Origin of the sequence: Pseudomonas sp. HS-18 (genome assembly GCF_020401845.1) — a bacterium.
Lineage (GTDB): Bacteria > Pseudomonadota > Gammaproteobacteria > Pseudomonadales > Pseudomonadaceae > Pseudomonas > Pseudomonas nitroreducens.
This window is the reverse complement of sequence record NZ_CP084413.1, coordinates 3,624,503-3,650,391: the sequence shown is the minus strand read 5'-3', so window position 1 is coordinate 3,650,391 and position 25,889 is coordinate 3,624,503. Positions and strand designations below refer to the sequence as shown.

Here is a 25,889-nt window from a genome sequence, read left to right as displayed (position 1 = left end):
CTCTTTCGTGAATTCATTAAGCCAGCAGCAGCGCGCCGAGGAGCAGCGCGGCGCCACCCACCAGGGAAGCGGCGTACCAACGCAGGCGGCCGTTCTCGGTGAGGCTGAGGAGTTTGTTGCCACCGCGGGCGGTGAGCGGGACCAGGACCAGGGTCTTGTCGATCGGGTCAGCGGCCAGCAGGCGGCAGATCAGCAGGTAGGGTTTCACGAACAGCTTGTCGTACAGCCAGTCGAAGCCCCAGGCGTGGTACCACCAGGTGCCGAAGAAGCGGCCCGGTGCGCTCTGGGCGACGGCGCTGACGAAGCGGCGCTTGCCGAGGAACAGCAGGCCCGCCAGCAGGATACCGGCAATGGCGATGGCGCCCGAGGCGATTTCCAGGCTGTGCTTGGCTTCACCACCGGCGTGGCCGGCGCTTTCCGGCAGGACGCCGGCCAGCGGCGGAGTGATCAGCGCGCCGATGAAGGTGGAGAGCACGATCAGCACACCCAGCGGCAGCCAGTGGCTGATGCCATGGCCAGCGTGCGCTTCGGTCTTCGCTTCGCCGTGGAAGGCGATGAAGATCAGGCGGAAGGTGTACAGCGAGGTCATGAACGCGCCAACCAGACCGGCGATCAGCAGGTTCTGGTGACCGCTGGCGAAGGCTTCCCAGAGGATCTCGTCCTTGGAGTAGAAGCCGGCGGTCAGGAAGGGCAGGGCGGACAGCGCCGCGCCACCGACCACGAAGCTCGCGTAAGCCAGCGGCAGCTTCTTCCACAGGCCGCCCATCTTGAAGATGTTCTGCTCGTGGTGGCAGGCAACGATCACCGCACCGGAGGCAAGGAACAGCAGGGCCTTGAAGAAGGCGTGGGTCATCAGGTGGAAGATCGCGCCACCCCAGGCGCCGACGCCCAGAGCCAGGAACATGTAGCCGATCTGGCTCATGGTCGAGTAGGCGAGGATGCGCTTGATGTCGGTCTGTACCAGAGCGGCGAAGCCGGCCAGGACCAGGGTCACGGCACCGATGATGCCGACCAGCTCCAGGACGTTCGGAGCCAGTTCGAACAGACCGTGGCAGCGGGCGATCAGGTAGACGCCCGCGGTCACCATGGTGGCGGCGTGGATCAGCGCGGAGACCGGAGTCGGGCCGGCCATCGCGTCGGCCAGCCAGGTCTGCAGCGGCAGCTGGGCGGACTTGCCGACGGCGCCGCCGAGCAGCATCAGGGTCGCCAGGTTGATCCACAGGTCGCCCTTGGCGAAGTGCTGCGGAGCCAGGACCAGCAGCTCCTGGATGTTCAGCGTGCCCAGGTGCTGGAACAGGATGAACATACCGATGGCGAAGAACACGTCACCCACGCGGGTCACGATGAAGGCCTTGAGCGCTGCGTTGCCGTTCGGTACGTGGTTGTAATAGAAACCGATCAGCAGGTAGGAGCACAGGCCCACGCCTTCCCAGCCGAAGTACATGAACAGCAGGTTATCGCCCAGCACCAGGAACAGCATGCTGGCGATGAACAGGTTGGTGTACGCGAAGAAACGCGAGTAACCGGTTTCACCGCGCATGTACCAGGAGGCGAACAGGTGGATCAGGAAGCCGACGCCGGTGACCACGCCGAGCATGGTGACCGACAGGCCGTCCAGGTACAGGGTGAAGTTGGTCTTGAAGTCACCAACGCTCATCCATTGCCACAGCACCAGGCTGTAGGCGCCACCTTCGGGCGGGTTGCTGTGGAAGCTCCAGATCGCCCAGAAGGCGGAGAGGGCGGCGAGCCCCACGGAGCCGACACCGACCAGAGCCGAGAGATTTTCCGACCACTTGCCACGGGAGAACGAGAGCAGCAGGAAGCCGACCAGGGGGAACAGGAAAGTAAGGGGCAGCAGGTTCATCCGCGCATCTCGCTGGCAGCGTCGATATCGAGGGTATGGAAGCGGCGATACAGCTGGAGCAGGATCGCCAGGCCGATGCTGGCCTCGGCCGCAGCCAGGCTGAGCACCAGGATGAACATCACCTGGCCGTCGGGCTGCGCCCAGCGGCTACCGGCGACCACGAAGGCCAGCGCGGCGGCGTTCATCATCACTTCCAGGCTCATCAGTACGAACAGGATGTTGCGTCGCACCATCAGGCCCACCAGGCCGAAGCAGAACAGCACACCGGCGAGCGCCAGTCCGTGTTCGAGAGGAATTGTATTCATGGTGTTAGTCCTTCGCTTCGTGGCGGCCGAGGTGGTAGGCGGCGACCAGTGCCGCCAGCAGCAGCATCGAGGCCAGTTCGACGACCAGCAGGTACGGGCCGAACAGGCTGATGCCCACGGCCTTGGCGTCCACGGTGGTGTGACCGATGCCGGCACCGCTCGGGGTGCGCGAGAGCATCCACAGCAGTTCGACCAGCAGGACTGCGGCCAGCGCGCCCGGGCCGATCCAGACGCCAGGCTTGAGCCACTTGCGCTCCTGCTCGGCGATAGCCGGGCCGAGGTTGAGCATCATCACCACGAAGACGAACAGCACCATGATCGCGCCGGCGTAGACGATGATTTCCAGGGCGCCGGCGAACGGGGCGCCGAGGCTGAAGAAGGTCATCGAAATGGCCAGCAGCGAGATCACGAGGTAAAGCAGGGCATGCACCGGGTTGCTGTTGGTGATGACCCGGAAGGTTGCCAGCACGGCGACGCCGGCGGCGAAGTAGAAAGCGAATTCCACGCGACGTCTCCTTACGGCAGCAGGCTCTTGACGTTGATCGGTTCGGCTTCGTTCTGCGCGGCGCCTTTCGGCTTGCCGGCGATGGCCATGCCGGCAACGCGGTAGAAGTTGTAGTCCGGGTTCTTGCCGGGGCCGGAGATCAGCAGGTCTTCCTTCTCGTAGACCAGATCCTGGCGCTTGAACTCGCCCATTTCGAAATCCGGCGTCAGCTGGATCGCGGTGGTCGGGCAGGCTTCTTCGCACAGGCCGCAGAAGATGCAGCGGGAGAAGTTGATGCGGAAGAACTCGGGGTACCAGCGACCGTCGTCGGTCTCGGCCTTCTGCAGGGAGATGCAGCCGACCGGGCAGGCCACAGCGCACAGGTTGCACGCTACGCAGCGCTCCTCGCCATCGGGGTCGCGGGTAAGGACGATGCGGCCGCGGTAGCGCGGCGGCAGGTATACCGCTTCTTCCGGGTATTGCAGGGTGTCACGCTTGCGGAAGGCATGGCCGAAGATCATCACCAGGCTGCGAAGCTGGGTGTAGGTGCCATGCACGACTTCGAAAATGTATTTGATCATTGTCTTGCTCCTTACTGGGTCGCCAGCACGACAGCGCCGGTCACCAGCAGGTTGATCAGAGTCAGCGGGAGGCAGAACTTCCAGCTGAAGGCCATCACCTGGTCATAGCGCGGGCGCGGAATGGATGCGCGCAGCAGGATGAACATCATGATGAAGAAGCCGGTTTTCAGGGCGAACCAGATGAACGGGATCTGCGGCAGGATGCCGAAGGGCCCGTGCCAGCCGCCGAAGAACAGGGTCGCCAGCAGCGCGGACACCAGCACGATGCCGATGTACTCGCCGACGAAGAACATGCCCCATTTCATGCCGGCGTACTCGATGTGGTAACCGTCGGCCAGTTCCTGCTCGGCTTCGGGCTGGTCGAACGGGTGACGGTGAGTCACGGCGACGCCGGCGACGAAGAAGGTCATGAAACCGAAGAACTGCGGGATGATGAACCACATGTGCTCGGCCTGGTAATCGACGATGTCGCGCAGGCTGAACGAGCCGACCTGGGCCACGATGCCCATCAGCGACAGGGCCAGGAACACCTCGTAGGAGATGGTCTGGGCCGAGGCGCGCAGGCTGCCGAGGAGGGCGAACTTGTTGTTGCTCGACCAGCCGGCGAACAGCACCGCGTACACGGTCAGGCCAGCCATGGCGAAGAAGAACAGGATGCCGATGTTCAGGTCCGCCACACCCCAGGTCGGGGTGATCGGGATGACGACGAAGGCGACCAGCAGCGCACCCATGGCGATCATGGGGGCGAGGGTGAAGATCATCTTGTCGGCGAACGGCGGGGTCCAGTCTTCCTTGAAGAACATCTTCAGCATGTCGGCGCCGAGCTGGAAGGCACCGAAGGGGCCGACCCGGTTCGGACCGTAGCGGTCCTGCCAGAGGCCGAGCAGACGACGCTCGACCCAGCTCAGCAGCGCGCCGCAGACGACCACGGCGAGCAGGATGACGATGGCCTTGATGACCTCGATCAGGATGTCGACGACGGCGGGTGTCAGCCAGCTCATTGCGCAGCCTCCTGCAGACCTTCAGCGACGGCGCCGATGACACCGGCGGGAATGCCTTGCAGACCGATCGGCAGGGCGACCAGGCCGGCGCCGAGCCCTTCGCTCACGCGCAGCGGCAGGCGCAGTTCCTGGCCCTTGACGGTCAGGCGGATGATCGCGCCTTCGTTGACGCCCAGACGGTCAGCCTCGGCCTTGGCCAGGGTGACGTAGGTCTGCGGGATGCGCTCCTGCACCGGGGCGGCCTTGGCGGAATTCTCCTCGCTGCCGAACAGGTGATAGAAGGGCACCACCTTGAACTGGCTGGCGGCGGTGTGGAATGGCGCAGGAATCTCGCTGAACCACAGGGCTTCGCCCTTGGCTTCGATCAGGCGTACGCCCGGATCGCCGGCGCGCAGGTGGCCGCCGACTTCGTCCTGGAACTTGTTCCAGGCCTGCGGGGAGTTCCAGCCCGGGGACCAGGCGAAGGGAATCTGCTGACGCGGTTCGGCGCTGCCGGCGTAGCCTTCCATGGAGAAGGCGAAGGCGGAGTCGATGTCCTGCGGCTGACGCGGCTCGCTGACATTGATGTTGGCGCGCATGGCGGTACGGCCGGAGTAGCGGTGCGGCTCGCGCGCCAGCTTCAGGCCCTTGATGCGGAACGCGGCGTTCGGCGCGGCTTCGCGGATGCCGGCCAGTTGCGGCTTGGCGGCGACGACGGCGTCGATCACGTGGTCCAGCTGAGTCCAGTCGACACGCTTGCCTTCGAGGGTGCTGTGCAGGGCGTGCAGCCAGCGCCAGCCTTCGCGGACCAGGTTGTCGGCGTTGTAGTAGGTCGGGTCAAAGACCTGGAAGAAACGCTGGGCGCGGCCTTCCTGGCTGACCAGGGTGCCATCGCCTTCGGCGAAGCTGGCGGCCGGCAGCAGGACGGTGGCCTTGGCGCTGGTGGCAGTCTGCTGGTGATCGGCGACGACGACGATCTTCGCAGCGGCCAGGGCAGCATCGACAGCGGCGGCGTCGGCGCGGCGGTACAGGTCGTTCTCCAGGATCACCACGGCATCGGCGGCGCCGGAGGTCAGCTGCTCGAGAGCGGCTTCCACGGAGTCACCGCCGAAGAGGGCCAGGCCCAGGCTGTTGGCTTCCGGAACCACCAGACTCAGGGAGCCATTCTTCTCGCGGTTCTTCAGCGCGCTGGCGATGTTGGCCGCGGCTTCGATCAGGGCGTTGCTGCCCAGCGAGGTGCCGGAGATGACCAGCGGACGCTTGGCGGCGACCAGGGCATCGGCGATGCGCTGGGCGAGGGCGGCGGCTTCGGCGTCGAGGCCGGCCACGGCCGGGGCGCTCGGGTCGATCGCGTGGGCGACGGCGAAGCCCAGGCGAGCCAGGTCTTCGATGGCGGCGTGCACGCACTCGGCGGCAACGTCGTCCAGGCGGGTTTCATCCAGGCTGGCGATGAACAGCGGGTTCATCTCGTGCTGGGCGATGGTCTTCACCGCGGCGTCGAGCCACGGCTGGATCTTCATCGCGGCGGCCATGTCCTCGCCCTTGCCCTTCACCGACTGGCGCAGGGCCAGGGCGATACGGGCAGCGGTCTGGGTCAGGTCTTCGCCGAGCACGAACACCGCGTCGTGGTCTTCGATATCACGGATGGTCGGCACCGGCAGCGGGCCGTCCTGCATCACCTTCAGTACGAGTTGCAGACGCTGCAGTTCGTCAGCGGAGATGCCGCTGTAGAAGTTCTGCGCGCCGACCAGCTCGGCCAGGGCGTAGTTGCTTTCCAGGCTGGCACGCGGCGAACCGATACCGATGACCTTGCGGCCCTTGAGCAGGGCAGCGGTCTGGTCGAGGGCGCCATCCAGCGAGAGCTTCTGCTTGCTCAGCATCAGCTGCGGCTGGCGTGGGCGGTCTTCGCGGTTGACGTAGCCGTAGCCGAAGCGGCCGCGATCGCACAGGAAGTAGTGGTTCACCGAGCCGTTGTAGCGGTTCTCGATGCGGCGGATTTCACCGTAACGCTCGCCGGGGCTGATGTTGCAGCCGCTGGAGCAGCCATGGCAGATGCTCGGGGCGAACTGCATGTCCCACTTGCGGTTGTAGCGCTCGGAGTGGGTCTTGTCGGTGAACACGCCGGTCGGGCAGACCTCGGTCAGGTTGCCGGAGAATTCGCTCTCCAGAACACCGTCCTCAATACGGCCGAAGTAGACGTTGTCGTGCGCGCCGTAGACGCCCAGGTCGGTGCCGCCAGCGTAGTCCTTGTAGTAACGGACGCAGCGGTAGCAGGCGATGCAGCGGTTCATCTCGTGGGCGATGAACGGGCCGAGCTCCTGGTTCTGGTGGGTGCGCTTGGTGAAGCGGTACCGGCGCTGGTTGTGGCCGGTCATCACCGTCATGTCCTGCAGGTGGCAATGACCGCCTTCCTCGCAGACCGGGCAGTCGTGCGGGTGGTTGGTCATCAGCCATTCGACGACGCTGGCGCGGAACTGCTTGGCCTCTTCGTCCTCGATGGAAATCCAGGTGTTGTCGGTGGCGGGAGTCATGCAGGACATGACGAGACGACCGCGTTTGTCGTTCTCGTCGGTGTACTGCTTGACCGCGCACTGGCGGCATGCGCCGACGCTTCCGAGCGCCGGGTGCCAGCAGAAGTAGGGGATGTCGAGACCGAGGGAGAGGCAGGCCTGCAACAGGTTGTCCGCTCCGTCGACTTCTAACGTCTTGCCGTCTACGTGGATCGTGGCCATGGGTCTAAGTCTTCGTTGGCCCGTTGTCAGCGGGCGTGGCTAATAGAAATCACGGTTTCATCGGGCCGGCGGCACGCCGCGGCACTGCAACGAAACAACGCCGGGCGCAGCGCCCGGCGATCAAAGCATCAAGCGCCGACGGTCTGCGGTGCTTGTACGGCCTGAGCCTGGCGGGAAATGCCCGCTTCGAACTCGGGACGGAAATACTTCAGTGCGCTGCCCAGCGGCTCGACGGCACCCGGTGCGTGGGCACAGAAGGTCTTGCCGGGGCCGAGGAAGTTGACGAGCTGCTCGAGGGTTTCCAGGTCGCCCTGGGCGCCTTCGCCTTTCTCCAGCGCGCGCAGGACCTTCACGCTCCACGGCAGGCCGTCGCGGCACGGCGTGCACCAGCCGCAGGATTCACGGGCAAAGAACTCTTCCATGTTGCGCAGCAGGGAAACCATGTTGACGCTGTCGTCCACCGCCATGGCCAGACCGGTACCCATACGGGTGCCGACCTTGGCGACGCCGCCGGCGTAGAACAGCGCGTCCAGGTGTTCCGGCAGGAGGAAGCCGGTACCGGCGCCGCCCGGCTGCCAGGCCTTGAGTTTGTAGCCGTCGCGCATGCCGCCGGCGTAGTCCTCGAACAGCTCGCGGGCCGGAAGGCCGAAGGGCAGTTCCCAGATGCCGGGGTTCTTCACCTTGCCGGAGAAGCCCATGAGCTTGGTGCCCATGTCTTCGCTGCCCGGACGGGCGAGGCCCTTGTACCAGTCGACGCCGTGCTCGACGATCGCCGGCACGTTGCACAGGGTCTCGACGTTGTTCACGCAGGTCGGCTTGCCCCAGACGCCAACGGCGGCGGGGAAGGGCGGCTTGGAACGCGGGTTGGCACGGCGGCCTTCCAGCGAGTTGATCAGCGCGGTCTCTTCGCCACAGATGTAGCGACCGGCGCCGGTGTGGACGAACAGCTCGAAATCGAAACCGCTGCCGAGGATGTTCTTGCCCAAGAGGCCGGCGGCCTTGGCTTCCTCGATGGCGCGGTTCAGGTTACGGGCCGCGTCGACGTACTCGCCGCGCAGGAAGATGTAGCCGCGGTAGGCCTTGAGGGCGCGCGCGGAGATCAGCATGCCTTCCACCAGCAGGTGCGGCAGCTGCTCCATGAGCATGCGGTCTTTCCAGGTGTTGGGTTCCATCTCGTCCGCGTTGCACAGCAGGTAGCGGATGTTGAGGGATTCATCCTTGGGCATCAGGCCCCACTTCACGCCGGTGGGGAAGCCCGCACCGCCGCGGCCTTTCAGGCCGGAGTCCTTGACCGTCTGGACGATGTCGTCGGTGGCCATCTCGGCCAGCGCCTTGCGCGCGGCGGCATAGCCATTCTTCGACTGGTACTCCTCCAGCCAGACCGGGGCGCCGTCGTCACGCAGGCGCCAGGTCAGCGGATGGGTTTCGGCCGCGCGCGCGGTGCGATTGGGCGTGCCGTAGGAGGTGAGGCGACTCATGCGTAGGCCTCCAGCAGTTTGGCGACGCCGTCGGGACGCAGGTCGCCGAAGGTGTCGTCGTCGATCATCATCGCCGGGGCCTTGTCGCAGTTGCCCAGGCAGCACACCGGCAGCAGGGTGAAGCGGCCGTCGGCGGTGGTCTGGCCGAGGCCGATGCCCAGCTGCTTCTGGATTTCGCCAACGACGGACTCGTGGCCGCCGATGTAGCAGACCATGCTGTCGCAGACGCGGATGATGTGGCGGCCGACCGGCTGGCGGAAGATCTGGCTATAGAAGGTAGCGACGCCTTCGACGTCGCTGTCCGGGATGCCGAGGATGTCGGCGATGGCCGGAATGGCGCCGTCCGGCACCCAGCCGCGCTGCTTCTGGACGATCTTCAGGGCTTCGATGGACGCCGCGCGGGAGTCCTCGTAGTGATGCATCTCGTGCTCGATGGCCGAGCGCTCGGTTTCGCTGAGTTCGAAACGATCAGTCTGGATAAGGGTACTCATGATCAGCGGTCCACGTCGGCCATAACGAAGTCGATACTGCCCAGATAGGCGATCAGGTCAGCGATCATGCTGCCGTTGATCACCGACGGAATCTGCTGCAGGTGCGCGAAGCTGGGCGTCCGGATGCGGGTCCGGTAGCTCATGGTGCTGCCATCGCTCGTCAGGTAGTAGCTGTTGATGCCCTTGGTCGCTTCCACCATCTGGAAGGCTTCGTTGGCCGGCATGACCGGGCCCCAGGAAACCTGCAGGAAGTGGGTGATCAGGGTCTCGATGTGCTGCAGCGTGCGCTCTTTGGGCGGCGGCGTGGTCAGCGGGTGGTCGGCTTTGTACGGGCCTTCGGGCATGTTCTTCAGGCACTGCTCGATGATGCGCAGGCTCTGGCGCATCTCGCCCATCTTGACCATGCAGCGGTCGTAGGCGTCACCGTTGGCCGCCAGCGGCACTTCGAACTCGAAGTTCTCGTAGCCGGAGTAGGGGCGGGCCTTGCGCAGGTCGAAATCGCAGCCGGTGGCGCGCAGGCCGGCGCCGGTGGTGCCCCATTCCAACGCTTCCTTGGTGTTGTACTGGGCAACGCCGATGGTACGGCCACGCAGGATGCTGTTCTTCAGGGCGGCGGTTTCGTACTCGTCCAGGCGCTTGGGCATCCAGTCGAGGAATTCGCGGACCAGTTTGTCCCAGCCGCGCGGCAGGTCGTGGGCGACGCCGCCGATGCGGTACCAGGCCGGGTGCAGGCGGAAGCCGGTGATGGCTTCGACGACCTTGTAGGCGCGCTGGCGGTCGGTGAAGGTGAAGAACACCGGGGTCATCGCACCCACGTCCTGGATGTAGGTACCCAGATAGAGGAGGTGGTTCAGGATGCGGAAGAACTCCGACATCATGATGCGGATGACGTCGACGCGCTGCGGCACCTTGATGCCGGCGAGCTTCTCGACCGAGAGCACGTACGGCAGGTTGTTCATCACGCCGCCGAGGTAGTCGATACGGTCGGTGTACGGAATGAAGCTGTGCCAGGACTGGCGCTCGGCCATCTTCTCGGCGCCACGGTGGTGGTAGCCGATCTCCGGAACGCAATCGAGGATCTCTTCACCATCCAGTTGCAGGATGATGCGGAACGCACCGTGCGCGGACGGGTGGTTCGGGCCGAGGTTGAGGAACATGAAGTCCTCGTTCTCGCCGTGACGCTTCATGCCCCAGTCTTCGGGCTTGAAGCGCAGGGCTTCCTGCTCGAGGTCCTGCTTGGCGGCGGACAGCGCGTAGGGATCGAACTCGGTGGCGCGCGCCGGGTAGTCCTTGCGCAGCGGGTGACCTTCCCAGGTCGGCGGCATCAGCATGCGGGTCAGGTGCGGGTGACCGGTGAAGGTGATCCCGTACATGTCCCAGACCTCACGCTCGTACCAGTTGGCGTTCGGCCAGATACGGGTGGCGGTGGGCAGGTTCAGGTCGCCTTCGGACAAGGCCACCTTGATCATCACGTCACTGTTACGCTCGAGCGACATCAGGTGGTAGAACACGCTGAAATCGGCGCCCGGCAGGCCGCGACGGTGGGTGCGCAGGCGCTCGTCCACACCGTGCAGGTCATAGAGCATGACGTACGGCTTGGGCACATTGCGCAGGAAGGTGAGGACGTCGATCAGGCGCTCACGGGCGACCCAGAGCACCGGCATGCCGGTGCGGGTGGCCTGGACGGTGAAGGCCTCGGCGCCAAAGCGGGAATTCAGTTCGACGACGATGTCTTGGTCGTCTGCCTTGTAAGGCGGGATGTACAGAGCGGAGTCTGCATTCATAGTCTTTAAGTCACTCGGTCAACGGTGGAGTGAAAACGGGCCTCTCGTGGAGGGCCGGATCACACTTCGTCGGGGCTGCGCAGGTTGGTGACCGCAATGCGCTGTTCGCGCTTGAGATCCTTCTGGGCAGGCATGTCAGCGCGATAGACGCCTTGATCGCCTACAACCCAGGACAACGGACGACGCTCCTGGCCGATGGATTCCTGCAGCAGCATCAGGCCTTGCAGGAACGCCTCCGGACGGGGCGGGCAGCCGGGGATGTACACGTCCACGGGGAGGAACTTGTCGACCCCCTGAACGACCGAGTAGATGTCGTACATGCCGCCGGAGTTGGCGCACGACCCCATCGAGATCACCCACTTGGGTTCCAGCATCTGCTCGTACAGGCGCTGGATGACCGGAGCCATCTTGATGAAGCAGGTGCCGGCGATGACCATGAAGTCAGCCTGGCGCGGCGATGCACGGATCACTTCGGCGCCGAAACGGGCGATGTCGTGCGGCGCGGTGAACGCCGTGGTCATCTCCACGTAGCAGCAGGACAGCCCGAAGTTGTACGGCCACAGGGAGTTCTTGCGACCCCAGTTCACCGCACCGTTGAGAACATCCTCGAGCTTGCCCATGAAGATGTTCTTGTGGACCTGCCCTTCGATGAGCGGGTCTTCTACCGTTTCGCGCTGGCCGATCGGGTATTGATCATTGGGCGCATCCGGATCGATCCGGGTAAGTTTGTATTGCATCGCCAAAGCCTCATTGTTTTAGCTTCGCCTGCCGTGCGCGGCGTGCCGCCGGCGCCCAATCGAGCGCGCCGATACGCCACAGGTAGACAAGACCTGCCAACAGAATTGCTATGAAAATGGTTGCCTCGATCAGACCGGCCCAGCCGCTTTCACGGACGGACACTGACCAGGCGAAAAGGAAGAGGGCTTCGACGTCGAAGATCACGAAGAGCATCGCGACCAGATAGAATTTTGCCGACAGACGCAGGCGGGCGCTGCCGGTGGGGACGATGCCGGATTCGAACGGCTCGTTCTTGCTGCGACCAAATGCCTTACTGCCAAGCAGGCTGGAAACCCCTAGCATGAAGCCGAGCAGGCCCAGCACTCCTAAAAGGAAGGCGGCGAGTCCCCAGTGTTGAGCTGCAAGTTCAGCTGGATTGGGCATGCCGATACTCCTTCCTACAAATAACGATTGTCTTGGGTTCCAGGCGCAACGCCTGACTACTGCGAACCCGACAACTCAAGGATAGTGAGCTAAGGGTTCAGGTCATCTTTCCAATTTTATGCCCAAAGCCTTCAGCAAGTAAATTTTTCCAACACAAACAGATGCTTCTAATTCGGGCAAAAGCCTTTTGCATTTCCCGTAGCGCCCTGTTTGCGGGGCTCTGGGCGCTTAGTGTGGCGGCACTTGGGCTTTGGTCGAATAGTACTTTCGAGGTATTTGACCGCAATAAATTGCCAATCCACAAATGATAAGTATTATCATTTGCTGTGTCGTATATCCGTAACTTTACTACATATAAGCGGCGACGCTTTTATTTCGCTCAATCTTCGGCATTCAATTATCCCCCTGCAATTCCCCTGGGCGCCCCTCATTCGGGGTGGTTCAATTTCCCTTCCGAACCCACGCCCAGTGCATCTCGCAGCGCACCGGCTCTGCACCGGAGTCGTCCAGGAGCGTCACCTGGATCAGTGCTTCCCCCTTGTCTTGCTCCAGCATTGCACGACGCTGCTCAGGAGCCAGTGTGGCGATAGCGCGCAGGCTGCCACGGGCCCGGCGCAGGTAATCCACCTTGAGGGTCTTGATCAGCGGCAGCTTGTGATCGGGCAGATTCATGCCGACCAGGCAGCCGCTGGCGGATTCGGCCAGTAGCGCCATGGCCGCAGCATGTATGCCGCCGATGTGGTTGCGGGCGCGGCGGTGGTTGGCCAGGCTCATCCGTACCTCATCGCTGGAGAGCTTCTGGATGCGTATGCCCGCGGTGCCGGCGAAGCGTACCTGGGAGCAGAACAGGCGACTGAGCAGCGATTCGTGAAGTGGGTGCGGCAGGCGCTGGATGAGATGAGCGGCGAGTGCGAGGCGGTTGCGCTGGGGCATGGACGTTTCCATTCATTCAAAGGAAGCCCGAGGCTGGCACGTGGATGCCGATCTGCCCTTGGCGGGCAGGAAGAGGGAGGCTGGCGGTTCGGCCAAGCGTAAAAAGCAAAACCCCGGCCTGGGCCGGGGTTTTGCGGTGCCTCCCGGCCCCGAAGGGCCGGTGAGCCAGTTCTTAGTGGAACTGGTTCATGGTGTTGTCTTTACCCGAGGCTTTCAGAGCGGCTTCGCCAGCGAAGTACTCTTTGTGGTTGTCGCCGATGTCCGAGCCGGCCATGTTCTGGTGCTTGACGCAGGCGATGCCCTGACGCAGTTCCTGACGCTGAACGCCTTTCACGTAGGCCAGCATGCCCTGGTCGGCGAAGTAGCCTTTGGCCAGGTTGTCGGTCGACAGAGCGGCGGTGTGGTAGGTCGGCAGGGTGATCAGGTGGTGGAAGATGCCGGCGTGGGCGGAGCCATCGCGCTGGAAGGTGCGGATCTTCTCGTCAGCAACCTGGGCCAGCTCGGTCTCGTCGTACTCGACGCTCATCAGCTTGGCGCGGTCGTAGGCGGAAACGTCCTTGCCTTCGGCAACGAACGCGTCGAAGACCTGCTGGCGGAAGTTCAGGGTCCAGTTGAACGACGGGCTGTTGTTGTACACCAGCTTGGCGTTCGGGATGACTTGGCGGATGCGGTCAACCATGCCCTTGATCTGGCCAACGTGCGGCTTCTCGGTTTCGATCCACAGCAGGTCAGCGCCGTTCTGCAGCGAGGTGATGCAGTCGAGGACGCAGCGGTCTTCGCCGGTGCCCTTGCGGAACTGGAACAGGTTGGAAGCCAGGCGCTTCGGACGCAGCAGTTTGCCGCCGCGGTTGATCACCACGTCGCCGTTCTGCAGTTCGGCAGCGGAAACTTCTTCGCAATCCAGGAAGGAGTTGTACTGGTCGCCCAGGTCGCCCGGCTCTTTGGTCACGGCGATCTGCTTGGTCAGGCCGGCGCCCAGGGAGTCGGTACGGGCAACGATCACGCCGTCGTCAACACCCAGTTCGAGGAATGCGTAGCGAACAGCGTTGATCTTGGCGAGGAAGTCTTCGTGCGGAACGGTCACTTTGCCGTCCTGGTGGCCGCACTGCTTCTCGTCGGAAACCTGGTTCTCGATCTGGATGCAGCAGGCACCCGCTTCGATCATTTTCTTGGCCAGCAGGTAGGTGGCTTCCGGGTTGCCGAAGCCGGCGTCGATGTCGGCGATGATCGGTACGACGTGGGTTTCGTAGCCGTCGATCTGGGCCTGGATTTCGTCCTGCTTGGCTTTGTCGCCGGCGGCGCGGGCGCTGTCCAGGGCGGTGAAGAGCAGGTCCAGCTCACGGGCGTCAGCCTGGCGCAGGAAGGTGTACAGCTCTTCGATCAGGCCGGAGACGGCGGTTTTTTCGTGCATGGACTGGTCGGGCAGCGGGCCGAAGTCGGAGCGCAGCGCGGCAACCATCCAGCCGGACAGGTAGAGGTAGCGCTTGTTGGTGGTCTTCAGGTGCTTCTTGATCGAGATCAGCTTCTGCTGACCGATGAAGCCGTGCCAGCAGCCCAGGGACTGGGTGTAGACGGAGTTGTCGGCGTCATACTCGGCCATGTCCTTGCGCATGATGGCCGCAGTGTACTTGGCGATGTCCAGACCAGTCTTGAAGCGGTTCTGAGCGCGCATACGGGCAACCGACTCGGGGTTGATAGCGCTCCAGCTGTTACCGGCTTTCTCTTTCAGAGCGGCAACGGCTTTGATGTCGTTTTGATATGCGGACATGGTCAATCCTTCAAAGTATATGTTTGGTTGAGCACCGACTTACCCACTCAAAACCTGTATCGAAACGGAATTGACTGCGGGTTGCTCGCCGCGGGAGGGCGAAGGGGCGACCGAAAGAAGGAATGACGCTGGAGGAATGGGGTGGCGCGGCGTACAGACTCGTGACTGCAGCGGTGACATCCAGAATCGCTTGCCGGCTCGTGGCAGCCGTTGGGCGATGGTGGACGGCTGAATCCGTCACTTCGTGCTGTTGCTTAGGCTTGCTTCCCCGTCCCTCAGGACAACCTCTTGCCAGTCGCAACCTCGTCGATCCGCCTTGTGGGCTTAACAACACGGACCTGCATGGCGGATGGGCCACTGGCTTGGTCCGAAGGGCTTTGAGGCCCTCTGGTTAGCGGGAGCGAGGCCATCATGCCCTTTCAAACGAGCGTTCGTCAAACGTTTTGTAGTGTTTTTTTTGGGCTACTACACGAAGGTCTAACGAGGACCGGCAAGTCACCTACGGAAGGATTAGTCGAGCACTTCGACCTTTACCCGCAGGCTGCTGTCGCTGCGCCCCTGGGTGCTGTACTGGCGGGTGTAGCCGCCCTGGGTGCTCTGGTTGCTTTCGCTGACGCCGCCGATTTCGATCCACTGGCCAATCGGACCGCTGACCTGGGTGTCGGCCGAGCTGGTGTTCATCGATCCCTGGTAGTTGCCGTTGAAGCGGTCGTTGCGGGTGCTCAGGGTAATGTGCACGAGGTTCCCCGAGAGGCTCGCGGTCACGTACATGCCCTGGTTGGCGTCGCGGTACTCGGTCTGGCTGTAGACCTGGCCGTAGGGACCTACACCAGCGTTGGTTACCGGCTGGCTCTGGCCGACCTGGATGAAGGCGGGCGAGCCCTCAGTGACGCGCACCTGCTGGGTGCCACCGCCGCGGCTGTTGGTGGAGCGGTTGATGATGCGCACCTGGTCTCGGCCGTTCACTTCGCCGCGGCCGGACTGGATCTCCACATTGCCGGCACTGACCGATCCATTCACCGAGTAGCCGCTCTGGCTGCCCTGGCTGCCGTCGACGGTGTCGAGGCTGATCAGTAGTTGGTGTGGGCGGGTATCCAGTTGTTCGAGCACCTGCTGCAGTTCGCGGATCTTTGCCAGTTCGGCATTCACGACCAGTTGGTTGCCGTAGGCGGTGACTCGGCCTTCGTTGCCTAGTACCTGCTGTGCCACCGGCAGCACGTCTTCGGCGGTGCGGTAGTTGAGCGGGATGATCTCGGTGCGCGGCGCCGCGACAGCGCTGAGGCTGAAGGCACAGGCAAGCATCAGGGCAAGTGGGCGTAGGCTCAAATCAGGAAACTCCGCAGGTTCGGGTCGAGGACGCTGGTGTTCCAGGTCTGTTCGAATTGCGCGATCAATTGGCGGACGCGCCCGCTGTTGTTGTAGTGCGCGTAGCCCGCGTACTCGCCTGGCTCCGGGCGCAGCAGCAGGCCGCAATGGTCGGCGAGCAGGAAGGCGTGCTCCTCGCTCGGGTAATCAGGATTGATCCGGCGGATCTGGCAGTAGCTGGACAGGCGCCGGCTGAGGTTGAGCAGGCGATGGCCTTCCTTCACGGCGCGCGTACTGTCGCGCACCAGGATCATCAGGCGGTTGCGCTGATTGCCCAGCAGTAGTTGCGTGCAGGCCTCCTGGATGCTGCTGTGATGGTACAGCCAGGGCTCCAGGTCGGGCGTATAGAGATAAAGCGTGCGGCGTGCCTGCTGGATCAGCGCCAGGGCGTGCGCGCGGGCGTCGTCCGGCTTGCTGAATCGGTGCAACTGATCACTTTCGCCGAGGCGAAAGGGCGCTGGCTCCAGCACTTCGGGCGGCAGCGCTTCGCTGGGCGGGTTGTGGACGCCAAAACGCCCCGGTGACTGAAACTCGATGTCCGGCAGTTCTACCGGCAGGTCGTCTTGGTCCGGGGCGTTTTCCATGTCGCTCCTTTCTATCAGGCACTTGCCTGGCAGGTGCTCAGGCGCTTTCGCGCACCATGTCCACGTGGGGGAGGCCGGCGTCGAGGAATTCGCCGCTGGCTACCTGGAAGCCTAGCCGTTCGTAGAAAGGAATGGCGTAGACCTGTGCGGTCAGCAGCTGGCGTTTCAGCCCCTGGCTTTCGGACTGCTCGATGGCGGCGCGCATCAGCAGGTCGCCGACCTTCAGGCCGCGCCAGTCCTTGAGCACCGATACCCGGCCGATATGCCCGTCCGGCAGGAGGCGGGCGGTACCGATGGCGTAGTCGCCTTCGAAGGCCAGGAAGTGCACGGCTTCGACATCCTCGGCGTCCCATTCGAGTTCCGGCGGGACCGATTGCTCGGCGATGAACACCGCCTCGCGAATGCGCCGCAGATCGGCATTATCCTTTTGCCAGTCCGCGACGCGAACCCTGATCTTGCTACTCATCGGCAAACTCCAGACTGCCCTGTTTGATCAGTTCTCCGATGAGCTTACGCCCATCGTCGTCGGCCAGCCATTGGCCGAGATTCCCTTCGTGCAGCGATTCTGCCGAGCACACCAGCTTGAGCAGGTCGCGCAGTTTTTCCGGCAGGACGACGGTCTGGCCGCTGGCGAACAGCAGCAGGCCGACGTCCACTTCGCTCCAGGCCATGCGGGCGCTGGGGTTGCGAATCAGGACCTCGCCGTCTTCGATGGCGGCGGTCAGGTCGGCTTCCTCGATCTCCTCGCCGGCCACCAGTTCCGGGTAGCGCGGTTCGGTCATGAACTGGCCGAACCAGGTGAGCAGCAGGCGCTCGTCGCTCATGTGTTCCTGCAGCAGGTTCTTCAGGCGGTCGAGGGCGTCGCGCTGGATCTGGTGCTGGTCGAAATCACCTTTCAACGCGGCCATGCCGGCGTCGCTGTAACGCTCTTCGTCGGAAAGGAACTGGGCGAGGAAGTCGGTGAAGTGGGTCAGCACTTCGGCGGCGCTGGGGGCGCGGAAGCCGACCGAATAGGTCATGCAGTCGTCTTCGGCGATGCCGTAGTGGGCTATGCGCGGCGGCAGGTAGAGCATGTCGCCGGGCTCCAGGACCCACTCGGCGCTCTCTTCGAATTCGGCGAGGATGCGCAGGTCGGCGTGCGGCAGCATCGGGCTGCTGGCATCGCAGGTCTGGCCGACTTTCCAGCGGCGGTGGCCGTGGCCCTGCAGCAGGAACACGTCGTAATTGTCGAAGTGCGGGCCGACACCGCCGCCCGGTGCGGCGTAGCTGATCATCACGTCGTCGATGCGCCAGCTGGGCAGGAACTTGAAGTGTTCCAGCAGCTCCGCGACCTCCGGGATGAACTGGTCGACAGCCTGCACCAGCAGGGTCCAGTCACGCTCGGGCATCTGGCTGAAGGTGTCTTCCTGGAACGGGCCGCGGCGCAGTTCCCAGGGGCTGTCGCCGTGCTCGACGACGATGCGCGACTCGATCATCTCTTCCAGGGCGAGGCCGGCCAGTTCGTCAGGGTCGAGCGGGCTCTTGAAATCCGGGATGGCCTGGCGCACCAGCAGGGGTTTCTTCTGCCAGTAGTCGCGGAGGAATTCTTCGGCGCTGATGCCGCCCAAAAGCTGAAGAGGAATAGCAGGATTCATGTCTAAGTCCTTGAAACAAAAACGCCCGGCACAGCCGGGCGTGCAAAGTCGGGGCGAATCTCAGATGCGCTTGGCCTGGGCGGCAGCGTTACCGATGTAGTTCGCGGGGGTCAGTTTCTTCAGTTCGGCCTTGGCTTCGGCCGGCATGTCGAGACCTTCGATGAATACCTGCAGGGCCTCGGCGCTGATGCCTTTGCCGCGGGTCAGCTCCTTGAGCTTCTCGTAGGGGTTCTCGATGCCGTAGCGGCGCATGACGGTCTGCACCGGCTCGGCCAGGACTTCCCAGCAGGCGTCCAGGTCTTCGGCGATACGCGCGGCGTTCAGCTCCAGCTTGCCGATGCCTTTCAGGCTGGCTTCGTAGGCGATGACGCTGTGGGCGAAACCGACGCCCAGGTTGCGCAGCACGGTGGAGTCGGTCAGGTCGCGCTGCCAGCGGGAGATCGGCAGCTTGCTGGCCAGGTGCTGGAACAGCGCGTTGGCGATGCCCAGGTTGCCTTCGGAGTTCTCGAAATCGATCGGGTTGACCTTGTGCGGCATGGTCGAGGAGCCGATCTCGCCGGCGACGGTCTTCTGCTTGAAGTAGCCCAGGGAGATGTAGCCCCAGACGTCGCGGTCGAAGTCGATGAGGATGGTGTTGAAACGCGCGATGGCGTCGAACAGTTCGGCGATGTAGTCGTGCGGCTCGATCTGGGTGGTGTAGGGGTTCCAGTTCAGGCCCAGGTCGCCCTCGATGAATTCGCGGGCGTTGGCTTCCCAGTCGACCTGCGGATAGGCGGACAGGTGGGCGTTGTAGTTGCCCACGGCGCCGTTGATCTTGCCCAGCAGCTCGACCGAAGCCACCTGTTTGATCTGGCGCTCCAAACGGTACACGACGTTGGCCAGTTCCTTGCCCAGGGTGGTCGGGGAGGCCGGCTGGCCGTGAGTGCGCGAGAGCATCGGTACGTCGGCGAATTTTACCGCCAGCTCACGGATGGAATCGGCGATCTGGCGCATCAGCGGCAGCAGCACACTGTCGCGGCCTTCGCGCAGCATCAGGGCGTGGGACAGGTTATTGATGTCCTCGGAGGTGCAGGCGAAGTGGATGAACTCGCTGACCTTGGCCAGTTCCGGCAGTTTGGCCGCCTGCTCCTTGAGCAGGTATTCCACGGCCTTGACGTCGTGGTTGGTGGTGCGCTCGATGTCCTTGATGCGCTGTGCGTGCTCCAGCTGGAAGTCGTCGGCCAGTTGGTTCAGCACGGCGTTGGCTTCGGCGGAGAAGGGCGCTACTTCAGGGATGCCGGCATGGGCGGCGAGACGCTGCAACCAGCGGACCTCCACCAGGACGCGGAAACGGATCAGGCCGTATTCGCTGAAGATCGGACGCAGGGCGCTGGTTTTGCTGCCGTAACGGCCGTCAACGGGGGAAACCGCGGTAAGGGAGGAAAGCTGCATGGGGGCGTTCTCGTAGCTGTCGGTCAACGAAAAGGGCGCACATCATACACGAATGGCGCGAACCGGTCGCCCTTGCGGCGACCGGAAGGGCATGCTTCAGCCGCGCAGCAGGGGGCGCAACTCGTTGAGCATTTTCTTTCGGGCAAACAGCATCTGCCAGCGGTTGCCGCCGAGCTGTCGCCACAGGCGCGCGGAACGGATGCCGGCCAGCAGCAGGGCGCGGATGCGCGCGGCGTTGGCATTGATCTGCAGGTGGCGCATGTCGCCGTGCACCTGGATACGCTGACGGAAGGTACTCAGGGTGTCCTGATAGAGGCCGGCGCAGGAGGCGATGACGTTCTCGTGGACCAGGCCGAAGTGCTGCACCTGCTGCTGGATCTGGTCCAGGCGGGTGCCCATGATGTCGAGCATGTCGTCGCGCTTGTTCAGCTGGCGCTCCAGGCCGATCAGCGAGAGCGCGTAGCGCAGCGGCTCGCGCTGCAGGCTGTTCGGGTCGCGCTCCAGCGCGCTGACCAGGGCACGGAAGCCCTCGCGCAGGTTGGCGGTGTCGCCGCCGTAGACGTCGAGGGTGGTCTTCGGGTCGCGCACCAGCAGGCTGCCGAGCATGCAGCCCAGCGGCGCCTCGGGAACCTGGCCGGTGCGGGCGAGGCGGTCTACCAGGGCGGCGGCTTCGAAGACGCCGGAGAGGGCGATGATCTGGTCGTGCAGATCGCTCATGTGCGGTCCTTAGCGAACGCGGGTTCTGCGGATTCGATGACGCCGCCACCGAGGCAGATCTCGCCGTCATAGAAGACGACGGACTGGCCCGGGGTCACGGCGCGCTGCGGCTCGTCGAAGACGGCGCGATAGCCGCTCTCGGTGCGCTCCAGCACGCAATCCTGGTCGGCCTGGCGGTAACGCACCTTGGCGCGCAGGTTCTTGGGCTGGTCCAGGTCGACGGGGTTGACCCAATAGATGTGCGAGGCGTGCAGGGCGCGGGAGAACAGCCAGGGGTGGTCGTTACCCTGGCCGACGACCAGGACGTTGCGCGTCAGGTCCTTCTCCAGCACGTACCAGGGGCTGTCATCGGCATTCTTCAGGCCGCCGATGCCCAGGCCCTGGCGCTGGCCGATGGTGTGGTACATCAGGCCGACGTGCTTGCCGATGACCTGGCCGTCGGTGGTCTCGATGTCGCCCGGCTGGGCCGGCAGGTACTGCTTGAGGAAGTCGCTGAAGCGGCGTTCGCCAATGAAGCAGATACCGGTGGAGTCCTTCTTCTTTGCAGTGGCCAGGCCGTATTTCTCGGCGATGGCGCGGACCTCGGGCTTTTCCAGCTCGCCAACCGGGAACAGGGTCTTGCCGATCTGCTCGCCACCCACGGCGTGGAGGAAGTAGCTCTGGTCCTTGTTCGGGTCCAGGCCCTTGAGCAGTTCGCTGCGGCCGTCGATGTCGCGGCGGCGCACATAGTGGCCGGTGGCGATCAGGTCGGCGCCCAGGGCGACGGCGTAATCGAGGAAGGCTTTGAACTTGATCTCGCGGTTGCAGAGGATGTCCGGGTTCGGCGTGCGGCCGGCCTTGTATTCCTCGAGGAAATGCTCGAAGACGTTGTCCCAGTATTCCGCGGCGAAGTTGGCAGTGTGCAGCGTGATGCCGATGCGGTCGCAGACTGCCTGGGCGTCGGCCAGGTCGGTCATCGCGGTGCAGTACTCGGTGCCGTCGTCCTCTTCCCAGTTCTTCATGAACAGGCCTTCCACCTGGTAGCCCTGTTCCTTGAGGAGCAGGGCGGAGACGGAGGAGTCCACGCCGCCGGACATGCCGACGATGACGCGGGTGTTCTGCGGGGCTTTCAGGGAATCAGGCATGGTGGCGCATCACAGGTGCAGGTAAAGGCGGGGATTCTACCAGAGCCGAGCGGCAGAGGCTCGGGCTTGGCTCAGGTGCGGATCAGGGTCAGCGGGAAGCGTTCGCCTGCCAGGTAATCGTCGATGCAGCGCAGTACCAGGTGGCTGCGCCAGCGCTCGGGCTGGGCGGCGAGTTCGTCGCGGGTCAGCCAGCGGGCGCCGAGGATGCCGTCGTCCAGCGCGCGCTCGGAGTGATGCCGCAGGGGGCGGGCGGCGAAGCAGACGCGCTGGTAGGTCACGCCATTGCTCGGCGCGGTGTACAGGTAGATGCCGGTGACGGCGGTCAACTCCACGTCCCAGCCGGTCTCCTCAAGGGTTTCGCGCACGGCGGCCTCGAGCAGACTCTCGTTGGCCTCCAGGTGGCCGGCCGGCTGGTTGAAGACCTGTTTTTTGTCAGCGGACATTTCTTCCACCAGCAGGAAGCGGCCCTGGTCTTCGACGATAGTGGCGACGGTGACGTGTGCTAGCCAGCGCATGGGTCTGTTCTCGATACTCAAAAGGCGCGAGTTTAACGTGGCGGGGCGCAGAAAGCAGAACCCCCGGGAAGGCCCGGGGGTTCTGGTGTCACGCGAAGTGGCTTACGCCAGTGCGTCGATCGCGGCGTTGAAGGTCGCGCTCGGACGCATGACCTGGCTGGTCAGCTCCGGGTTGGAACGGTAGTAGCCGCCGATGTCCGCCGGCTTGCCCTGAACGCCGTTCAGTTCGGCGACGATGGCCGCTTCCTTCTCGGTCAGGGTCTTGGCCAGGCCGGCGAAGTGAGCCTTCAGCTCGGCGTCGTCGTTCTGCTCGGCCAGGGCCTGGGCCCAGTACATGGCCAGGTAGAAGTGGCTGCCGCGGTTGTCGATCTCACCGATCTTGCGCGACGGCGACTTGTTGTTGTCGAGCAGCTTGCCGGTGGCGATGTCCAGGGTCTTGCCCAGTACCTTGGCCTTGGCATTGTCGGTCTTGATGCCTTCTTCTTCGAAGGAGACGGCCAGGGCCAGGAACTCGCCCAGGGAATCCCAGCGCAGGTAGTTCTCTTCCACCAGCTGCTGTACGTGTTTCGGCGCCGAGCCGCCGGCGCCGGTTTCGTACATGCCGCCGCCCGCCATCAGCGGAACGATGGACAGCATCTTGGCCGAGGTGCCCAGTTCCATGATCGGGAACAGGTCGGTCAGGTAGTCGCGCAGGACGTTGCCGGTCACCGAGATGGTGTCCTGGCCGCGCAGCTGACGCTCCATGCTGGTGCGGATGGCTTCGTTGTAGCCCTTGATGCTAATGTCCAGGCCGGTCAGATCGTGGTCCTTCAGGTACAGCTCGACCTTCTTGCGCAGCTCGTTGTCGTGGGCGCGCTCCGGGTCCAGCCAGAAGATGGCCGGGGTGTTGGAGGCGCGGGCGCGGGTAACGGCCAGCTTGACCCAGTCGCGGATCGGGGCGTCCTTGGTCTGGCAGGCGCGCCAGATGTCGCCGGCCTGCACGGCATGCTGCATCAGCACCTTGCCGTCGGCGTCGACGACGCGCATCACGCCGTCAGCTTCCAGTTCGAAGGTCTTGTCGTGGGAGCCGTATTCCTCGGCCTTCTGCGCCATCAGGCCAACGTTCGGTACGCTGCCCATGGTGGTCGGGTCGAACGCGCCGTTGGTTTTGCAGAAGTTGATCATTTCCTGGTAAATGCGGGCGTAGGTGCTTTCCGGCATGACCGCTTTGGTGTCTTTCTGCTTGCCGTCCTTGCCCCACATCTGACCCGAGTTGCGGATCATGGCCGGCATGGAGGCGTCGACGATCACGTCGCTGGGGATGTGCAGGTTGGTGATGCCCTTGACCGAGTCGACCATCGCCATTTCCGGACGGTGGCTGTACACCTCGTGGATGTCGTGGAGGATTTCTTCCTGCTGCGAGGCCGGCAGCGACTTGATCTTGTCGTAGACGCTGGAGATGCCGTTGTTCGGGTTTACGCCCAGCTCTTCGAACAGCTGGCCGTACTTCTCGAACACGTCCTTGTAGTAGACGGTGACGGCGTGGCCGAAGACGATCGGGTGGGAGATCTTCATCATGGTGGCCTTGACGTGCAGGGACCACATGACGCCGGTTTCCTTGCAGTCCTGCAGGGTCTTCTCGAAGAAGGCGCGCAGTTTGCTGCAGCTCATGAACATGCTGTCGAGGACTTCGCCTTCCTGCATCTTCAAGGTCTTCTTGGTCTCGACCTTGCCGTCCTTGCCGACGAACTCGATGCGGACCTCACCGGCCTTCGGAATGGTGACCGACTGCTCGCTGGAGAAGAAGTCGCCGCCACGCATGTAGTCGGCGTGGGAGCGCGAAGCCATGCTCCACTTGCCCATGCTGTGGGGGTGCTTGCGGGCGTAGGCCTTCACGGCGGCCGGGGCGCGGCGGTCGGAGTTGCCTTCGCGCAGGACCGGGTTCACGGCGCTGCCCAGGACCTTGGCGTAGCGAGCGCGGGTGTCTTTCTCTTCGTCGGTCTGCGGGTCTTCCGGGAAGTCCGGAATGGCGTAGCCCAGCTTCTGCAGCTCGGCGATGGCGCCCTTGAGCTGCGGTACCGAAGCGGAAATGTTCGGCAGCTTGATGATGTTGGCTTTGGCGTCGGTGGCCAGTTGGGCCAGGTAGGCCAGATCGTCTTCGATCGCCTTGTCGCCGAGCTTGTCAGCGAAGGAGGCCAGGATACGGCCCGAAAGAGAGATGTCGCGGGTCTCGACGTCGATGCCGGCGGAAGCGGCAAAGGCTTTTACGATAGGAAGAAGCGAATAGGTGGCAAGGGCGGGTGCTTCGTCGGTGAAGGTGTAGGTGATCTTCGAGCGGATGGACATCTCGTTCTAACTCTCTTCTTTGCTGGGCGCGCACAGAGTCTCGAATCGCGTTGGTACACGCATGCGTTCAACGAAGTGGTTGACCGACCTTCGAGATTTGCCGCGGGGATATTGGGGCGCCAGTAGAGCGTTGTACGGCGGAATCCTGGTGGGGACATGCGCCGCTGCGAGGAGAGAGTCTGGTCCCAGACTGCTCGGACCTCGATGACCATTAAGTCATGCCGGCCAGTATACCACCCTAAAGGCAGGGTGAAGCGCGTCCCTTTTTTAGACTAAGGAATGATGTGGTTCGATTACCGACTTGTGAGCTACCCTCAGTGGCTGCAAGAGGGTTTCAACCAAAAAGCGGAGTTCAGCATGGGATACCAAAAGATCCAGGTGCCGGCCGGTGACAAAATCACCGTCAACGCCGATATGTCCTTGAATGTACCGAAGAACCCGATCATCCCCTTCATCGAGGGGGATGGTATTGGCGTGGATATCAGCCCGGTCATGATCAAGGTCGTCGACGCAGCCGTCGAGAAAGCCTACAAAGGCGACCGCAAGATCGCATGGATGGAAGTCTACGCTGGCGAGAAAGCCACCCAGGTCTATGACCAGGACACCTGGCTGCCCCAGGAGACCCTGGACGCCGTTCGCGATTATGTCGTGTCCATCAAGGGCCCACTGACCACGCCGGTCGGCGGCGGTATCCGCTCCCTGAACGTGGCCCTGCGCCAGCAGCTCGACCTCTATGTCTGTCTGCGCCCGGTGCGTTGGTTCGAAGGCGTGCCCAGCCCGGTGAAGAAGCCCGGCGATGTGGACATGGTGATCTTCCGTGAGAACTCCGAAGACATCTACGCCGGCGTCGAATGGAAGGCCGGCTCCCCCGAAGCCCAGAAGGTCATCAAGTTCCTCACCGAGGAAATGGGCGTCAAGAAGATCCGCTTCACCGAGAACTGTGGCATCGGCATCAAGCCGGTTTCCCAGGAAGGCACCAAGCGCCTGGTGCGCAAGGCCCTGCAGTACGCCGTGGACAATGACCGTGACTCGGTCACCATCGTCCACAAGGGCAACATCATGAAATTCACCGAGGGTGCGTTCAAGGACTGGGGCTACGAGATTGCCCGCGACGAGTTCGGTGCCGAGTTGCTGGATGGCGGTCCGTGGATGCAGTTCAAGAACCCGAATACCGGCAAGAGCATCGTGGTGAAGGACGTAATCGCCGATGCGATGCTGCAGCAGATCTTGCTGCGCCCGGCTGAGTACGACGTGATCGCCACCCTCAACCTGAACGGCGACTACCTGTCCGACGCCCTGGCGGCGGAGGTGGGTGGTATCGGCATCGCGCCGGGAGCCAACCTGTCCGATTCAGTGGCCATGTTCGAAGCGACGCACGGTACTGCGCCCAAGTACGCCGGCCTGGACAAGGTCAACCCGGGCTCGGTGATCCTCTCCGCCGAGATGATGCTGCGCCACATGGGCTGGCCGGAAGCGGCCGACCTGATCATCGACGGCGTGAACGGGGCTATTGCCGCGAAAACCGTCACCTACGACTTCGAGCGTCTGATGGACGGCGCCAGGCTGCTGTCCTGCTCCGAGTTCGGCGACGCGATCATCGCCAAGATGTAGCCGGGTGAGTTTCCGTCCATGA

23 protein-coding genes are annotated in these 25,889 nt (G+C 63.6%); 1 reads left to right on the top strand and 22 read right to left on the bottom strand.

What is annotated here, in order from left to right; genetic code table 11:
• Positions 1-16: 16 nt before the first annotated feature.
• The 22 genes from nuoL to LDJ84_RS16980 all read right to left on the bottom strand — a co-directional run bounded on the left by nuoL (position 17) and on the right by LDJ84_RS16980 (position 24,256).
• Positions 17-1,864, bottom strand: coding sequence for an NADH-quinone oxidoreductase subunit L (gene nuoL / locus LDJ84_RS17085; protein WP_054909447.1), 1,848 nt, complete (start codon positions 1,862-1,864; stop codon positions 17-19).
• Entirely contained in the window at positions 1,861-2,169 is a 309-nt protein-coding gene (nuoK, locus tag LDJ84_RS17080) for an NADH-quinone oxidoreductase subunit NuoK (protein WP_024765121.1), read from the bottom strand. Before nuoK ends, nuoL begins: the two co-directional genes overlap by 4 nt.
• Before the next feature lie 4 nt (positions 2,170-2,173).
• Positions 2,174-2,674, bottom strand: coding sequence for an NADH-quinone oxidoreductase subunit J (gene nuoJ / locus LDJ84_RS17075; RefSeq protein ID WP_024765122.1), 501 nt, complete (start codon positions 2,672-2,674; stop codon positions 2,174-2,176).
• 11 nt (positions 2,675-2,685) lie between these two features.
• Complete coding sequence (nuoI, locus tag LDJ84_RS17070; protein WP_024765123.1) at positions 2,686-3,234, bottom strand: NADH-quinone oxidoreductase subunit NuoI; 549 nt, start codon at positions 3,232-3,234, stop codon at positions 2,686-2,688.
• 11 nt (positions 3,235-3,245) lie between these two features.
• The gene (gene nuoH, locus LDJ84_RS17065) at positions 3,246-4,235 is read right to left on the bottom strand and encodes an NADH-quinone oxidoreductase subunit NuoH (RefSeq protein WP_024765124.1); all 990 of its coding nucleotides are present in this window, start codon (positions 4,233-4,235) and stop codon (positions 3,246-3,248) included.
• Entirely contained in the window at positions 4,232-6,946 is a 2,715-nt protein-coding gene (gene nuoG / locus LDJ84_RS17060) for an NADH-quinone oxidoreductase subunit NuoG (protein WP_226045092.1), read from the bottom strand. Before nuoG ends, nuoH begins: the two co-directional genes overlap by 4 nt.
• A gap of 128 nt (positions 6,947-7,074) precedes the next feature.
• A complete protein-coding gene (gene nuoF / locus LDJ84_RS17055; protein ID WP_169938593.1) occupies positions 7,075-8,424 on the bottom strand; it encodes an NADH-quinone oxidoreductase subunit NuoF in 1,350 nt (449 codons plus the stop codon).
• Positions 8,421-8,921: an NADH-quinone oxidoreductase subunit NuoE gene (nuoE, locus tag LDJ84_RS17050; protein ID WP_169887231.1), complete on the bottom strand. Its 501-nt coding sequence runs from the start codon at positions 8,919-8,921 to the stop codon at positions 8,421-8,423. Before nuoE ends, nuoF begins: the two co-directional genes overlap by 4 nt.
• Positions 8,918-10,699, bottom strand: a complete 1,782-nt coding sequence (gene nuoC / locus LDJ84_RS17045; RefSeq protein WP_084359190.1) for an NADH-quinone oxidoreductase subunit C/D — start codon at positions 10,697-10,699, stop codon at positions 8,918-8,920. The genes nuoE and nuoC overlap by 4 nt, the downstream gene beginning before the upstream one ends.
• 59 nt (positions 10,700-10,758) lie before the next feature.
• Positions 10,759-11,436 (bottom strand): NuoB/complex I 20 kDa subunit family protein, encoded by a 678-nt coding sequence (locus LDJ84_RS17040; protein WP_017517109.1) that lies wholly within the window; start codon positions 11,434-11,436, stop codon positions 10,759-10,761.
• A gap of 10 nt (positions 11,437-11,446) precedes the next feature.
• Positions 11,447-11,860 (bottom strand): NADH-quinone oxidoreductase subunit A, encoded by a 414-nt coding sequence (ndhC, locus tag LDJ84_RS17035; protein ID WP_015477476.1) that lies wholly within the window; start codon positions 11,858-11,860, stop codon positions 11,447-11,449.
• A 441-nt stretch (positions 11,861-12,301) separates the two neighbouring features.
• Positions 12,302-12,793: a DUF4442 domain-containing protein gene (locus LDJ84_RS17030; RefSeq protein ID WP_083196161.1), complete on the bottom strand. Its 492-nt coding sequence runs from the start codon at positions 12,791-12,793 to the stop codon at positions 12,302-12,304.
• 172 nt (positions 12,794-12,965) lie between these two features.
• Complete coding sequence (locus tag LDJ84_RS17025; RefSeq protein ID WP_024765130.1) at positions 12,966-14,561, bottom strand: isocitrate lyase; 1,596 nt, start codon at positions 14,559-14,561, stop codon at positions 12,966-12,968.
• A gap of 510 nt (positions 14,562-15,071) precedes the next feature.
• Positions 15,072-15,863 (bottom strand): secretin N-terminal domain-containing protein, encoded by a 792-nt coding sequence (locus LDJ84_RS17020; RefSeq protein ID WP_226046595.1) that lies wholly within the window; start codon positions 15,861-15,863, stop codon positions 15,072-15,074.
• 20 nt (positions 15,864-15,883) lie between these two features.
• Entirely contained in the window at positions 15,884-16,510 is a 627-nt protein-coding gene (locus LDJ84_RS17015) for a histone acetyltransferase HPA2 (protein WP_226045091.1), read from the bottom strand.
• Positions 16,511-16,547: 37 nt separating this feature from the next.
• Positions 16,548-16,976 (bottom strand): GNAT family N-acetyltransferase, encoded by a 429-nt coding sequence (locus tag LDJ84_RS17010; protein ID WP_226045090.1) that lies wholly within the window; start codon positions 16,974-16,976, stop codon positions 16,548-16,550.
• Entirely contained in the window at positions 16,969-18,144 is a 1,176-nt protein-coding gene (locus LDJ84_RS17005) for a cupin domain-containing protein (protein WP_024765134.1), read from the bottom strand. The genes LDJ84_RS17010 and LDJ84_RS17005 overlap by 8 nt, the downstream gene beginning before the upstream one ends.
• A gap of 60 nt (positions 18,145-18,204) precedes the next feature.
• Positions 18,205-19,575 (bottom strand): adenylosuccinate lyase, encoded by a 1,371-nt coding sequence (gene purB / locus LDJ84_RS17000; RefSeq protein WP_024765135.1) that lies wholly within the window; start codon positions 19,573-19,575, stop codon positions 18,205-18,207.
• Between the two features lie 96 nt (positions 19,576-19,671).
• Positions 19,672-20,292, bottom strand: a complete 621-nt coding sequence (hflD, locus tag LDJ84_RS16995) for a high frequency lysogenization protein HflD (protein ID WP_024765136.1) — start codon at positions 20,290-20,292, stop codon at positions 19,672-19,674.
• Positions 20,289-21,416 (bottom strand): tRNA 2-thiouridine(34) synthase MnmA, encoded by a 1,128-nt coding sequence (gene mnmA / locus LDJ84_RS16990; RefSeq protein ID WP_162484005.1) that lies wholly within the window; start codon positions 21,414-21,416, stop codon positions 20,289-20,291. The genes hflD and mnmA overlap by 4 nt, the downstream gene beginning before the upstream one ends.
• 71 nt (positions 21,417-21,487) lie before the next feature.
• The gene (locus LDJ84_RS16985; protein WP_024765137.1) at positions 21,488-21,931 is read right to left on the bottom strand and encodes an NUDIX hydrolase; all 444 of its coding nucleotides are present in this window, start codon (positions 21,929-21,931) and stop codon (positions 21,488-21,490) included.
• 102 nt (positions 21,932-22,033) lie between these two features.
• Positions 22,034-24,256 (bottom strand): NADP-dependent isocitrate dehydrogenase, encoded by a 2,223-nt coding sequence (locus tag LDJ84_RS16980; protein ID WP_024765138.1) that lies wholly within the window; start codon positions 24,254-24,256, stop codon positions 22,034-22,036.
• Between the two features lie 357 nt (positions 24,257-24,613).
• Between LDJ84_RS16980 and icd the strand changes: the two genes are divergently transcribed.
• Positions 24,614-25,867 carry an NADP-dependent isocitrate dehydrogenase gene (gene icd, locus LDJ84_RS16975; protein ID WP_065085302.1) on the top strand — a complete coding sequence of 418 codons (1,254 nt, stop codon included), beginning with the start codon at positions 24,614-24,616 and terminating at the stop codon, positions 25,865-25,867.
• Positions 25,868-25,889: the final 22 nt, after the last annotated feature.

Coding starts and splice junctions, on each gene's coding strand:
- nuoI (WP_024765123.1), bottom strand. CDS start 3,234: ATGATCAAATACATTTTCGAAGTCGTGCATGGCACCTACACCCAGCTT.
- LDJ84_RS17020 (WP_226046595.1), bottom strand. CDS start 15,863: ATGCTTGCCTGTGCCTTCAGCCTCAGCGCTGTCGCGGCGCCGCGCACC.
- icd (WP_065085302.1), top strand. CDS start 24,614: ATGGGATACCAAAAGATCCAGGTGCCGGCCGGTGACAAAATCACCGTC.
- LDJ84_RS16980 (WP_024765138.1), bottom strand. CDS start 24,256: ATGTCCATCCGCTCGAAGATCACCTACACCTTCACCGACGAAGCACCC.
- ndhC (WP_015477476.1), bottom strand. CDS start 11,860: ATGCCCAATCCAGCTGAACTTGCAGCTCAACACTGGGGACTCGCCGCC.
- nuoH (WP_024765124.1), bottom strand. CDS start 4,235: ATGAGCTGGCTGACACCCGCCGTCGTCGACATCCTGATCGAGGTCATC.
- nuoF (WP_169938593.1), bottom strand. CDS start 8,424: ATGAGTCGCCTCACCTCCTACGGCACGCCCAATCGCACCGCGCGCGCG.
- nuoL (WP_054909447.1), bottom strand. CDS start 1,864: ATGAACCTGCTGCCCCTTACTTTCCTGTTCCCCCTGGTCGGCTTCCTG.
- nuoC (WP_084359190.1), bottom strand. CDS start 10,699: ATGAATGCAGACTCCGCTCTGTACATCCCGCCTTACAAGGCAGACGAC.
- LDJ84_RS17025 (WP_024765130.1), bottom strand. CDS start 14,561: ATGTCCGCATATCAAAACGACATCAAAGCCGTTGCCGCTCTGAAAGAG.
- purB (WP_024765135.1), bottom strand. CDS start 19,575: ATGCAGCTTTCCTCCCTTACCGCGGTTTCCCCCGTTGACGGCCGTTAC.
- LDJ84_RS17010 (WP_226045090.1), bottom strand. CDS start 16,976: ATGAGTAGCAAGATCAGGGTTCGCGTCGCGGACTGGCAAAAGGATAAT.
- hflD (WP_024765136.1), bottom strand. CDS start 20,292: ATGAGCGATCTGCACGACCAGATCATCGCCCTCTCCGGCGTCTTCGAA.
- LDJ84_RS16985 (WP_024765137.1), bottom strand. CDS start 21,931: ATGCGCTGGCTAGCACACGTCACCGTCGCCACTATCGTCGAAGACCAG.
- LDJ84_RS17015 (WP_226045091.1), bottom strand. CDS start 16,510: ATGGAAAACGCCCCGGACCAAGACGACCTGCCGGTAGAACTGCCGGAC.
- nuoG (WP_226045092.1), bottom strand. CDS start 6,946: ATGGCCACGATCCACGTAGACGGCAAGACGTTAGAAGTCGACGGAGCG.
- LDJ84_RS17030 (WP_083196161.1), bottom strand. CDS start 12,793: ATGCCCCAGCGCAACCGCCTCGCACTCGCCGCTCATCTCATCCAGCGC.
- LDJ84_RS17005 (WP_024765134.1), bottom strand. CDS start 18,144: ATGAATCCTGCTATTCCTCTTCAGCTTTTGGGCGGCATCAGCGCCGAA.
- mnmA (WP_162484005.1), bottom strand. CDS start 21,416: ATGCCTGATTCCCTGAAAGCCCCGCAGAACACCCGCGTCATCGTCGGC.
- nuoK (WP_024765121.1), bottom strand. CDS start 2,169: ATGAATACAATTCCTCTCGAACACGGACTGGCGCTCGCCGGTGTGCTG.
- LDJ84_RS17040 (WP_017517109.1), bottom strand. CDS start 11,436: ATGCAATACAAACTTACCCGGATCGATCCGGATGCGCCCAATGATCAA.